Source organism: Rhodobacter capsulatus SB 1003, assembly GCF_000021865.1.
In the GTDB taxonomy this organism is placed as follows: Bacteria; Pseudomonadota; Alphaproteobacteria; order Rhodobacterales; family Rhodobacteraceae; genus Rhodobacter; species Rhodobacter capsulatus_B.
This window is the reverse complement of record NC_014034.1, coordinates 898,874-911,236: the sequence shown is the minus strand read 5'-3', so window position 1 is coordinate 911,236 and position 12,363 is coordinate 898,874. Positions and strand designations below refer to the sequence as shown.

Annotated in this window: 11 protein-coding genes; 1 reads left to right on the top strand and 10 read right to left on the bottom strand. The window is 68.2% G+C overall.

All coding sequences use genetic code 11. The features are described from left to right. Positions 1–28: 28 nt before the first annotated feature. The 9 genes from ftsZ to RCAP_RS04100 all read right to left on the bottom strand — a co-directional run bounded on the left by ftsZ (position 29) and on the right by RCAP_RS04100 (position 10,279). Positions 29–1,756, bottom strand: a complete 1,728-nt coding sequence (ftsZ, locus tag RCAP_RS04140; RefSeq protein WP_013066570.1) for a cell division protein FtsZ — start codon at positions 1,754–1,756, stop codon at positions 29–31. 202 nt (positions 1,757–1,958) lie between these two features. Continuing rightward, positions 1,959–3,287 carry a cell division protein FtsA gene (gene ftsA, locus RCAP_RS04135; protein ID WP_013066569.1) on the bottom strand — a complete coding sequence of 443 codons (1,329 nt, stop codon included), beginning with the start codon at positions 3,285–3,287 and terminating at the stop codon, positions 1,959–1,961. After that, positions 3,284–4,246 carry a cell division protein FtsQ/DivIB gene (locus RCAP_RS04130; RefSeq protein WP_013066568.1) on the bottom strand — a complete coding sequence of 321 codons (963 nt, stop codon included), beginning with the start codon at positions 4,244–4,246 and terminating at the stop codon, positions 3,284–3,286. Before RCAP_RS04130 ends, ftsA begins: the two co-directional genes overlap by 4 nt. After that, entirely contained in the window at positions 4,234–5,112 is an 879-nt protein-coding gene (locus tag RCAP_RS04125) for a D-alanine--D-alanine ligase (RefSeq protein ID WP_238530221.1), read from the bottom strand. The genes RCAP_RS04130 and RCAP_RS04125 overlap by 13 nt, the downstream gene beginning before the upstream one ends. Positions 5,113–5,224: 112 nt before the next feature. Beyond that, positions 5,225–6,145: a UDP-N-acetylmuramate dehydrogenase gene (gene murB / locus RCAP_RS04120; protein WP_013066566.1), complete on the bottom strand. Its 921-nt coding sequence runs from the start codon at positions 6,143–6,145 to the stop codon at positions 5,225–5,227. Between the two features lie 195 nt (positions 6,146–6,340). Continuing rightward, positions 6,341–6,580 (bottom strand): DUF2484 family protein, encoded by a 240-nt coding sequence (locus RCAP_RS04115; protein ID WP_013066565.1) that lies wholly within the window; start codon positions 6,578–6,580, stop codon positions 6,341–6,343. Positions 6,581–6,591: 11 nt separating this feature from the next. Beyond that, the gene (murC, locus tag RCAP_RS04110) at positions 6,592–7,998 is read right to left on the bottom strand and encodes a UDP-N-acetylmuramate--L-alanine ligase (RefSeq protein ID WP_013066564.1); all 1,407 of its coding nucleotides are present in this window, start codon (positions 7,996–7,998) and stop codon (positions 6,592–6,594) included. Then, positions 7,995–9,098, bottom strand: coding sequence for a UDP-N-acetylglucosamine--N-acetylmuramyl-(pentapeptide) pyrophosphoryl-undecaprenol N-acetylglucosamine transferase (locus RCAP_RS04105; protein ID WP_013066563.1), 1,104 nt, complete (start codon positions 9,096–9,098; stop codon positions 7,995–7,997). Before RCAP_RS04105 ends, murC begins: the two co-directional genes overlap by 4 nt. 11 nt (positions 9,099–9,109) lie before the next feature. Continuing rightward, complete coding sequence (locus RCAP_RS04100) at positions 9,110–10,279, bottom strand: peptidoglycan glycosyltransferase FtsW (protein ID WP_013066562.1); 1,170 nt, start codon at positions 10,277–10,279, stop codon at positions 9,110–9,112. Between the two features lie 286 nt (positions 10,280–10,565). Between RCAP_RS04100 and RCAP_RS04095 the strand changes: the two genes are divergently transcribed. Continuing rightward, positions 10,566–11,495, top strand: a complete 930-nt coding sequence (locus tag RCAP_RS04095) for an L-lactate dehydrogenase (RefSeq protein ID WP_013066561.1) — start codon at positions 10,566–10,568, stop codon at positions 11,493–11,495. Positions 11,496–11,498: 3 nt separating this feature from the next. Here RCAP_RS04095 and ygiD read toward each other — a convergent pair whose 3' ends face one another. After that, on the bottom strand, positions 11,499–12,329 hold the full coding sequence (gene ygiD, locus RCAP_RS04090) for a 4,5-DOPA-extradiol-dioxygenase (protein ID WP_013066560.1): 831 nt from the start codon (positions 12,327–12,329) through the stop codon (positions 11,499–11,501). Positions 12,330–12,363: the final 34 nt, after the last annotated feature.

Genomic DNA, 12,363 nt, shown 5'->3' with positions numbered 1-12,363 from the left:
CGGCCCTTCCGCGACATGTTGTGATGCGTCAATTCGCCTGACGACGCAGGAAAGCCGGGATTTCGATGCGATCCTGGTCCGGGTCCTGTTCGTCGTCATAGGGCTGATGCTGCGGCGCGGCGGGCATCTGACGCTGAGTCGGGGCCAGCGCGGCGGCCTCGGCATGGCCGGTCATCCGGTTGATCAGCGAATTGATGCCGAAGCGCGGTTTTTCCGCGGCTTGCGGCGCCGGGGCGCGGGCAACGCTGCCCGCCGGCTGCGCCATCGGGCGGTGATAGCCCGCGGCGGGGGCCGGATTGCCCTGCGGCACCTTGCTCACCGCGGCCTGCAGCCGGGCCAGCGCCTCGGGCGAGGGTTGGCCGGGCGCGCGCGGACGCGGCGCGACGAAGCTGGCTTCGTCGTCCTGCAGCATCATCTCGCGCGCGGCGGCGGCGCGGGGCTGATAGGCGGGCGGCGGCAGTTCGTCGCTGAACTGTTGCGGCTGCGGTTGCGGTTGCGGCGCATGCACCGGCTGCGGCGCGGGCGCGGCGGCGACCGGGGCCTCGAACAGGTTGCGGTCATAGACCGGCTGCGCGGCGGGTTGCTGCGGCGCCGGTTGCGGCTGTTGCGCCACCGGCTGCGGCGCGGGCTGCTGCACGACGGGCTGCGGCGCCGGTTGCGCCATCGTCACCGGCTGCGCCGAGGTCACGCTCAGCGCCGGACGCGCGGGTTCGACCGGGGCCGGGGCGGGGGCCGCGGCTTTCAGCGGTTCGGCCATCGAGCGGCGCGGCACCGGGATTTCCTGCGCCGGGGCGGCGTCGATGCCGGTCGCCACGACCGAGACCCGCATCATGCCTTCCATCGACGGATCCAGCGTCGAGCCGACGATGATGTTCGCATCCGGGTCCACTTCCTCGCGGATGCGGTTGGCGGCCTCGTCCAGTTCGAACAGCGTCAGATCATAGCCGCCGGTGATGTTGATCAGGACGCCCTTGGCGCCGCGCAGGCTGATTTCATCGAGCAGCGGGTTCGAGATCGCCTTTTCGGCGGCCTGAACGGCGCGGTCATCGCCCGCGGATTCGCCCGTGCCCATCATCGCCTTGCCCATCTCGTCCATCACCGCGCGGACATCGGCGAAGTCGAGGTTGATCAGCCCCGGACGGACCATCAGATCGGTCACGCCCTTGACGCCCTGGTAAAGCACGTCATCGGCCAGCGCGAAGGCTTCGGTGAAGGTGGTCTTTTCGTTCGCCAGACGGAACAGGTTCTGGTTCGGAATGATGATCAGCGTGTCGACGACCTTTTGCAGGGCTTCGATCCCCGCCTCGGCCTGACGCATGCGTTTCGGCCCTTCGAACTGGAAGGGTTTCGTCACCACGCCGACGGTCAGCACGCCCAGCTCGCGGGCGGCCTGCGCGATGATCGGGGCCGCGCCGGTGCCGGTGCCGCCGCCCATCCCCGCGGTGATGAAGCACATGTGCGCGCCGACCAGATGATCGACGATCGCCTCGATGCTTTCCTCGGCCGCCGCCGCGCCGACCGAGGGACGGGCCCCGGCCCCGAGACCCTCGGTCACCTTCACGCCCATCTGGATCCGATCGCGCGAGCGCGACTGCTGCAGCGCCTGCGCATCGGTATTGGCCACGACGAATTCGACGCCTTCCAGCGCCTTGTCGATCATGTTGTTGACCGCGTTGCCACCCGCACCACCGACGCCGAAGACGGTGATCCGCGGCTTGAGGTCTTCGTGCTCTGACATGCTCAGATTCAAGGTCATAGGAGTCCGCCTGTGTTCCCGCGGCCTTCGACGGCCGACTGTCCCCGATATTACTGTCAATAGTATCCAGCTTTCAGGGTTCCGTCACCCAAAAAACACAACAAATCCACAAAATATGGATGATTAACGGAAGCGTTAGGCGGCATTTCGCGCATGACGCAGCATCTGGGGAAGCGAATCGGCTTTCACCCTGTGGATAGGTCTACCAGTTATCGCGGAACCAGCGGATCGCGCGCTTGAACGAGCGCCCTCCCATACGTTCGAGCGGGATCTCGAAATCCCACCATTCGTCTTGCGGACAGGCCGCGAACAGCGCCAGACCGACCATCGCGGCAAAGCCCGGGCCGCGCATCGCCTCGGGCATGCCCTGCACCCGCATCGGTCGGCCCAGCCGCACGTTCTGGCCCAGGATCTTTGCCGCCAGCATGTCCAGCCCGGGGATCTGGCTCGCCCCGCCCGTCAGTACGATCTGCTGGCTTGGCAGCAGGTCGAACCCGGCCACGTCCAGGCTGGCGCGGACCTCTTCCAGGATTTCCTCGACGCGCGGGCGCATGATGCCGATCAGCTCGGTGCGGCTGATCTGGCGACGGTCCTTTTCCCAGTCGCCCGAATTGGCCGACAGCTCGATCATCTCGCGGTCATCCATGCCGGTCGCATGCACGCCGCCGTGAAAGGTCTTGATCCGCTCGGCCAGCGCCATCGGCACCTGCAGCCCGGCCGAGATGTCGCGGGTCACGGTATCGCCGCCCATCCGCACGGTATCGGCGAAAATCATGTGCTTTTTCAGGAAGATCGAAACGCCCGTGGCACCGCCGCCCATGTCGATGCAGGCCGCGCCCAGTTCCTGTTCATCCTCGACCAGCGCCGAAAGCCCCGCCACATAGGCCGAGGAGGCGATCCCCGCCAGTTCCAGATCGCAGCGCCGGATGCAGGTGATGATGTTCTGCACCGAGGCGGCATCGACCGTCAGCATATGCATGTCGGTGGCCAGTTTCGCGCCGACATGGCCGCGCGGATCGGAGAGCCCCGAGCGGTGATCCAGCGCGAAATTCACCGGATGGGCATGCAGCACCTCGCGGCCCCAGCCGATGTCGGGCATGTCGCAGGCGGCCAGCACCCGGGCGACATCCTGCTCCTCGACATGGCTGCCCGCCACATCGACCTCGCCCGCCAGCCCGTAGCTGCGCGGCTCGCCGCCGGCGAAACAGGCGATGACGTGATCGACGCGGGTGTTCGCCATCTTCTGCGCCGCCTGCACCGCGGTGCGGATCGCGCGTTCGGTTTCCGCCATCGCGTCGATCTCGCCGTAGCGGACCCCCTGCGAGGCGATGGTCTTCGCCCCGATCACCCGCATCGCCGATTGCTGAAACAGCGGCGTGACGACATCATTCGCCGCTTCCGGATTTTCGAAACGCAGCACCAGACAGGACACTTTCGAGGTGCCAATGTCCAGCAGCGCAATCACGCCACGCGCCATCGCGGTGGTCCGCATCGTCCGCATGGCACGCTGTGTCTTGTGGAACTCGGTCATCGCGAGGCCTCTGCTGTGGTTTGCGCGGCCGCCTGCTGGAACGCCACCAGCGCGGGCGCGCTGAGACGGATCGTCGGCCGGGTTGCATTGCGCAGGTCAAGCCGGGAAAAGTCGCGGCTGAGAAGATCTTCGGCGGCATTCAGCGCCAGCGCCCGGTCGATCGCCTGCACCGGGTCCTTCTCGGGCAGAAGGATGCGCCGGTCCTTGTCCAGAACGATGTCCCAGCGCCGTTCGCCGACGCGCACCAGCCCGCGCGCCCGCGGCAGGATCGGCTTGGCCGCGGCCAGGATCGCCAGCGCCTCGGGCACGGCCTTGTCCGCCCCCTCGCCCGCGATCAGGGGCAGGTCGGGGCGGGCATCGCGCCGGGTCAGCGAGGCGGTGCGGTGCCCGCTTTCATCCAGCATCTGCAGCCCCAGCGCCGTGCGCCACAGGATCACCGGCTCGCGCTCGGTCACCCGCACCGAGAGCGTGCCGCCCGGCTGCACCACCAAGGCCACCGTCTTCACCGCATCCAGCCGCAGGATCGCGGCGCGGTAGCCATCCAGATCCAGCGCAAAGCGCGAGGCGGGCAGCCGCACCGGCAAGAGCGCATGGACCGCGCCCTCGACCTCGGGCGAGGCGCCCTCGATCGCCAGGGTGGAGAGCTGGAATTCCGGGCGGTTCTCGATCTGCGTGCGCAGATCCTGCGACCATTCCATCAGATCGGCGCGGCGGTCGGCATCGCCCAGCCACAGGCCAAGGCCCAAAGTGACGCAGAACACCGGCACGCCAACGCGGGTGACGACGCGCACGACCGGCGTCAGCCAGAGCCGTTCCAGCCGGAACGACAGCCGGGTCGGCGCCACGGTGCGGCGCGGCGGCTTTTGCGGCTTCGCGGCCGCGGCGGGTTTCAGTGCAGCTTTCGCCCCCCCTGCCCCGGGCCCCTGCGGATAGCGCGGCTCGGCGATCAGCGGTCGCATGAGGCATCCTCCACCATCCAGCGGCACAGATCGGCAAAGGACATCCCCTCGGCCGCGGCCTGTTCGGGCGCCAGCGAGGTCGGCGTCATGCCGGGCTGGGTGTTGGTCTCGAGCAGGATCAGCCCGGCCGTGCCGCGGCTTTCATCCCAGCGAAAATCGGTGCGGCTGACGCCGCGACATCCCAGCGCCCGATGCGCGCGCAGGGCGTAATCGCGGATCGTCTCGGCGATCCCGGCGGGCAGCTCGGCCGGGCAGACATGCCGCGAGCCCCCGGCGGTATATTTCGCCGCGTAATCATACCAGCCCGTCGTGACGATCTCGGTCACGCAAAGCGCGCGGTCGCCCATCACCGTGCATGTCAGCTCCCGCCCCGGCGCATAGGTTTCCACCATCACCACCTCGGGCATCTCGTCCGAGAGCTGCGGCGGCCGGTTGGCGCCATCCAGCACCAGATAGACGCCGACGGACGACCCCTCGTTGTTGGGTTTGACCACATAGGGCGCGGGCAGCACATGCGCCGCCATCACCTCGGCCTTGCTGGCCAGACGGCTTTCGACCACCGGCAGCCCGGCGGCCTTGTAGGCAGCCTTGGCGCGGGTCTTGTCCATCGCAAGGGCCGAGGCCAGCACGCCCGAATGCGTATAGGGCAGCCGCAGCCATTCCAGGATGCCCTGCACGCAGCCATCCTCGCCCCAGCGGCCATGCAGCGCATTGAAGACGACATCCGGCATCAGCGCCCGAAGACGCTCTGCAAGGTCCGCCCCCGCATCGATTTCCGCTACATCGTATCCCGCCGCCCGCAGTGCCTTGGCGCATTCGCGCCCGGAGGACAATGACACCTCGCGCTCGGCCGAGGGTCCGCCCATGAGTACCGCCACGAGGGGGACCGTCCTGCTCGACATGCCCGCCACTTTCGTCCCTGCCGGGGTTCGCCCCCGGGCTGTTCTGCCGCATCTTGTTATGGACTGCGCGACGACCTCAATATTCGCCCACGCGCATGATTTCCCATTCTAACGAAATTCCCTGCGTCTGCAAAACCTTTTTGCGCACCTCCTCGCCCAATGTTTCCAGATCGCGCGCCGTCGCGCCGCCCGCATTGATCAGGAAATTCGAGTGCATCGGGCTGATCTGCGCGCCGCCAAGCGTCGCCCCGCGCATCCCCGCCGCGTCGATCACCTTCCAGGCCTTCAACTCCTGGCTGTCATCGGCGCGGCCCGTCGAGGACGCCCCCGAAGGGTTGCGGAAAGTCGATCCGGCCGAGCGCGCCTTGGTCGGCTGGCTCGCGTCGCGTTTGGCGATCTGCTCCTCCATCCGCGCGGCCAGCGCCGCGGGATCGCCAGCGGCGGCGCGGAAGGTCGCGGAAACGATCACCGCCTGATCGGGCAGGGTCGAGCTGCGATAGGCCAGATGCAGATCTTCGGCCGCCATTTCAACAACTTCGCCCGTGCGCAGCACGACCCGGACAGAGATCAGATGATCGGCGACATAGGCGCCATAGCAGCCCGCATTCATCCGCACCGCGCCACCGATCGCGCCCGGAATGGTGCGCAGAAAGGTCAGATCGCGCCCGGCCTCGGCCGCCCTGCGCGCGACATGGGCATCCAGCGCGGCGGCCCCCGCGGTCACGGTCTCGCCCATGACCGAGATCGCATTGAAGCCGCGGCCAAGCCGGATCACCACGGCCCGCAGCCCGCCGTCGCGCACGATCAGGTTCGAGCCGACCCCCATCGGAAAGACCGTGACATCGGCGGGCAGCGCGGCGAGACAGGCGCTCAGATCCGCCTCGTCGGCGGGCTGGAACAGCCAGTCGGCCGGGCCGCCGACGCGCAGCCAGGTCAGATCGGCCAGGGGGTAATTCGGCGTCAGCGCGCCGCGCGGGGTGTAGCTCAGCTTGTCCATGCCCTGCCATAACGAGAGCACCCCAATGGGGCAAGGGGTCGAAAGAAAGGGGGGGGCGCTGCCCCCCGTCCGCAAGCGGACTCCCCCCGGCGTATTTCGACCAGGAAAAACGCCGGGCTTTTTCCTGGTGCAAATACGCCGGGGGGTGAATTTTGGCAGCCAAAAAGAGGGGGGCAGCGCCCCCCTGCCCCGCCCTCAGTCGCGCCGGTGCATCGCGGCAAAGAGCCGCCGCACCGGCCAGCGCAGCACGCTCAGCCCGCCTGCCAGCACCGCAAGCCCCCAGACCGGGCCGTTCTCATAGGTGACCCAGCCAAGGATCGGCACCCCCGCCGCGATCAGCCCCCAGGCGGCGGGCCAGTGAAACCGCCGCGGACCCAGCGCGATGAGGGAAGCGATCACCGCCCAAAGACAAGCGGTGGCAAGCGAAAGCGTCATGGCTGGCTCCGTTATCCGAGTTTGGCGGGCAATCCGTTCGCCCAGGTCGAGATCGTCCCGGCCCCAAGGCACACCACGATATCGCCGGGCCGCGCCTGTTCCTTGACCAGCCGCGCCAGGTCTTCCTCGTTCAGAAGCGCCCGGGCGTGGCGGTGGCCGTGGCGGATCAGCCCGGAGACCAGATCATCGCGGGACGCGCCGGGAATGGGCTCCTCGCCCGCGGCATAGACATCGGCGATGGCGACCACATCGGCCTCGTTGAAACAGGTGCAGAAATCATCGAAGAGGTTCTGCAACCGGGTGTAGCGGTGCGGCTGATGCGCCGCGATCACCCGCGCGCCGGGCGTGGCCGAGACCGCCTGCCGCGCCGCCTTCAGAACGGCTGCGATTTCCACCGGATGGTGGCCGTAATCATCGATCACGGTGACGCCGCCCAGCACCTCGCCCACCTTGGTGAAGCGCCGGTTCACCCCGGCGAAATTCGCCAGCGCGTCGCGGATCTCGTCTTTCTTCATGCCCAGATGGCGGGCGACGGCAACGGCGGCCAAGGCGTTCGAGACGTTGTGATTGCCCGGCATCGGCAGGGTGCAGCCCTCGATCACCGCGCCTTCGGCCTGCAGCTGGATGTCAAAGCAGTTGCGCCCGCCCTCGAAGCGCAGGTTCACCGCCCGCACATCCGCCTGGGCGTTGAAGCCGAAGGTCACCACACGGCGGTCGGTGATCTTGCCCACCAGCGCCTGCACCTCGGGGTGGTCGGTGCAGCAGACGGCCAGACCGTAAAACGGGATGCCGGAGACGAAATCGTAAAACCCCTTGCGCAGGTTTTCGATCGTGCCCCAGTGCTCCATGTGCTCGGGGTCGATGTTCGTCACGATGGCGATCGTCGCGGGCAGCCGGTTGAAGGACCCGTCGCTTTCATCCGCCTCGACCACCATCCATTCGCCCGCCCCCGCCCGCGCGTTCGAGCCGTAGGCGTGGATGATGCCGCCGTTGATCACCGTCGGATCAAAGCCGCCCTTGTCCAGAAGCGTCGCCACCATCGTCGTCGTGGTGGTTTTCCCATGCGTGCCCGCAATCGCGATGTTCGAGCGCAGCCGCATCAGTTCGGCCAGCATCTCGGCGCGGCGCACGACGGGCAGATGGCGGCGGCGGGCTTCCTCCAGCTCCGGGTTGCCCGGCTTGATTGCCGAGGAAATCACCACCACGGCCGCTTCGCCGATGTTCGACGCGCGCTGGCCCTCGAAAAAGGTCGCGCCCAGTTCCACCAGCCGGTCGGTGATCTTGCTGGCCTTCGCATCCGAGCCCTGCACCGAAAAGCCCTGCGTCATCAGCACTTCGGCGATGCCCGACATGCCGATGCCGCCGATACCGATAAAATGGATGGGGCCCAGCTCTCCGGGCAATTTGGTCGCGTTCATGGGCGGGGTCCTGCAAGCTTTTCGACGATGGTCACGAGCCGCGCCGTGGCATCGGGGATGCCTTCGGCCAGCGCTGCCCGCGCCATTTGCACCGCGCCTTCGGGATTGTCCAGAACAAGCGCGATCTGGCTGGAGAGCGTGGCGACCGAGGCGGCGGTCTCGGGGATCAGGATGGCGGCGCCCGCATCGGTCAGGCCGCGGGCATTGGCGGTCTGGTGATCACCCGTCGCGGCGGCATAGGGAATGAGGATCGCGGGCCGCCCGATCACCGAGATATCGGCGACCGACGAGGCCCCCGAGCGCGAGATGACGAGCTGGCATTCCGCCAGACGGCGGGGGACATCGGCGAAGAAGGGCGCGATCTCGGCCTCGATGCCCGCGCGTTCATAGGCTTCGGTGACGCGGGCGGCATCTTCGGGGCGGGCCTGATGGGCGATACGCAGATGCCGACGCAAGCCTTCGGGCAGCGCGGCAAAGGCGGCGGGGACAAGGTCCGAGAGAATCCGCGCCCCCTGCGAGCCGCCGATCACCAGCACCGACATCGGATAATCGCCCGGCGGAATATAGGGCGCGCCCGCGCGTTCGACGACGGCGGCGCGGACCGGGTTGCCGGTATGGGTGCCCTGCACGCCGGGCGGCAGATCGGTGGGCCAGGTGCCGCAGGCAAAGGCATGAACGCGGCGGGCGAAGACGCGGTTCACCTTGCCCATCACGCCGTTTTGTTCATGGATCGCGCGCGGCACGCCCAGAACCAGCGCCGAGGCAAGCGCCGGGATCGTCGGATAGCCGCCAAAGCCCACGACGACGGCGGGCCGGTCCAGCAGATTGCGCGCCAGCGCCGAGACCATCCCCCCCGCCAGCCGGAACGGCACGGCCAGTTTCGCCAGCACGCCGCCACGGGCAAAGGTGGCCGAGGCCACCTGTTCCACCGGCACCTGCGCCGGAAAGGCCCCGGCATAGCGCGCGCCGCGGGCATCGGTCGAAAGCTTCACCCGCCAGCCGCGGCGGACCATCGCCTCGGCCAAGGCCTGGGCCGGGAACATATGCCCCCCGGTCCCCCCGGCAGCGATCAGAAGCAGAGGCGGTTTTGCGTGATCCATGTCACCCTCCCTCAGGCGGCGGGACGATTGCCGAGAATGCGGGCGATCTCGTTTTTCGGCCGGGTGCGGGTGAGCGCGAGCAGGAAGCCAAGCGCGATTCCGCTGGCGATCACCGAGGAGCCGCCATAGCTGACGAAGGGCAGCGTCATGCCCTTGGCGGGCAGAAGCCGCACCGCAACCCCCATGTTGATCAGCGCCTGCACGCCGAAGGCAAAGGCAAGGCCGGTGCCCGCGATCCGCGCGAAGGGGTCGCGTTCGGCCATCATCCGGCTGAGCGAGCGCAGCACGACGACGGCATAAAGCGCGATGATGCCCAGAACCAGGACAAGGCCGTATTCTTCCGCCGCGACCGCGACGATGAAATCGGTATGGGCGTCGGGCAGCGACCATTTCACCGAGCCCTCGCCGACGCCGACGCCGAAGAAGCCGCCCTCCTGGATCGCGTTCGTCGCATAGCCGATCTGGGTGCGCGGATCGACCTCGGCCGAGAGGAAGCCGTTGATCCGGCGCGCGACGTGTTCGGACATGTTATAGGCCAGAAAGCCGCCCGCCGCCGAAAGCCCGCCCGCCGCGACCAGCGGCAGGATCGGCGCCCCGGAGACGAAATACATCACCATCCAGGAAAAGAGGATCAGCGAGGCCTGGCCGAAGTCGGGCTGCAGTGCCAGGGTGACGACGATCAGCGCGGTGAGGATGAAGGAATAAAGCCGCCCGGGCGGGCCCGCCACTTCCAGCGCGGCGGCCATGAACCAGGCCGAGACGATGACGAAGCCGGGCTTGAGGAATTCCGAAGGCTGGAACGAGGCGAAGCCGAGCGAGATCCAGCGCACCGCGCCCTTGCCGAAATCGGTGCCGATGACGGGCAGCGCCATCAGGGTGAGGAAGGCCAGCGCGAAGCCCACGACGCCGATGCGGCGGACCTGCTGCGGGCTCATCATCGAGAGCGCGACCATCACGACCAGGCCGACGCCGCCGAACAGCGCCTGACGCTTGACGTAATAGAAGGGCTCGAGCCCGTTCTTTTCGGCCAGCGGCACCGAGGCGGCAAGGCCCAGAAGCATGCCGACGCCAAAGAGCGCGAAGACCGCGGTCAGCGCCCATTTGTCGATCGTGCGCCACCAGCGTGGAAGCACGGGATCCGTCGCCCGCAAGGGGACGGTGCCGAAAACCATTTCCGTCATCGCGAAAACCGCTCGTTTGCCTGATCTGCCGAGGAACGCCCGATTGCCGGGTCTTGGCGCCGACTCTAGCCCAAGTTGCCCCCTCTGACCAGAGCTTTTGCCGGGCCGCGGCGCGCGGGGGCTTTCGCCCCGGCAGGGCCGGGGCGACCCGCGGGCTCCGCGGCACCCCCGGGCGTATTTGCACCAAGGAAAACCGGGGCTGCGGCAAAGCGGCGCCGCGCGGAAACGGGGTTGCGCGGACGCGTGAGCGTGCCATGGTAGCGCCATCACAAACGGGAGACGGCCGATGAAGGTCGGAATCGTGGGCGCGGGGATGGTCGGCTCGGCGGCGGGATTTGCCATTGCGATGCGCGGCGGCGCGTCGGAGGTGGTGTTTGTCGATCGCAACGCCGCGCTTGCGCAGGCCCAGGCCGAGGATATCGGCCATGCCGTGCCCTTTGCGCATCCGGTGAAGCTGGGCGCGGGCGATTACGAGGTGCTGGCGGGGGCGGGCATCGTGATTCTGGCGGCAGGCGTGGCGCAAAAGCCGGGCGAGAGCCGGCTCAGCCTTTTGTCCCGCAATGCGGCGGTGTTTTCCGAGGTCATCGCGAAGGTGCGCGCACAGGCGCCCGAGGCGCTGCTGATCGTCGCCTCGAACCCTGTCGACATCATGACCGAGGTGGCGCAGCGGGCCTCGGGCCTGCCGGCCGAGCGGGTGATCGGCACCGGCACGCTGCTGGATTCGGCGCGGTTTCGCGCGCTTTTGGCCGGGCATCTGGGGGTGGCCGCGCATTCGGTGCATGGCTTCGTGCTGGGCGAGCATGGCGACAGCGAGGTGCTGGCCTGGTCCAGTGCCCGCGTCGGCGCCGAGCCTTTGGACCGGATCGCGTCGCAGCTGGGGGTGGCAATCACCGAGGAGGTGCGGGCGAAGATCGACGCGGGGGTGCGGCAGGCCGCCTATCGGATCATCGCGGGCAAGGGGGCGACCTGGTATGGCATCGGCGCCGGGCTGGCGCGGCTGGTGCAGGCGATCCGCGACGATCAGCGCGCGGTGATGTCGGTCTCGATCCGCTCGCCCGAGGTGGCGGGGATTGCCGATGTGGCGCTGTCGCTGCCGCGGGTGATCGGCGCGGCCGGGGTGGTCTCGACGCTGATCCCCTCGCTGGACGAGGGGGAATGGGCGGCGCTGCACCGCTCGGCCGCGGTGCTGAAGGAAAGCGCCGAGGGGCTGTGGTAGCCCCTAGCGCGGATGAAAGACGAAGGAGCGCATCGAGATCGCGCCAAGATCGATCGTCTCGGTGAGGAAGGTCAGATCGTCGCCCGCATCCGAGGCCCCCGCGATGGTCAGCGTCGGCAGATAGTGATCGAGGCTTGGATGGGCCTGCGACAGAAGGGACCCCAGCCCGGCACGGTCGGCCAGTGCCGCGAAATCGCGACCGGCAAGGCGATCGGTGAACAGCGCGTCGAAGTCCTGTGCGAAATCAAGCGGTTTCGCGTCATCGCTCCAGGTCACGGCGCGCAGGTTGTGCACCACATTGCCCGAGCCGAGGATCAGCACGCCGCGGTTGCGCAGCTCTGACAGCGTCCGGCCGATCTCCAGCTGATGGGCGAGATCGCGGCTCATGTCGACCGAGACCTGAAACACCGGCACGTCGGCCTCGGGATACAGGAACTTCAGCACCGTCCAGGCGCCGTGATCGAGGCCCCAGCTGTCATCGCCCGCGACGCGGTGGCTGGCCAGAAGCGAGACCACCTCGCGCGCCAGTGCCGGATCGCCCGGGGCCGGATAGCGCTGGTCGAAAAGCGCCTGCGGGAAGCCGTAGAAATCATGGATCGTGCGCGGCAGCGCCGAGACATCGACGAGCGTCGTGCCGCGCGTCATCCAATGCGCCGAGACGACAAGGATCGCCTTTGGCCGCGGCAGGCTGCGGCCGAGCGCGGTCCAGGCGCGGCTGTTGGCCGTATCCTCGATCGCGTTCATCGGGCTGCCGTGGCCCAGAAAGACCAGCGGCATCCGGTCCGAGGGCGCAAAGCGGTCGCGCAGGGCCGAAAGAGAGGAAACGGGGTGCATGGCTTTCTCCTTGGGCAGACCGCCCGCGGGGTGA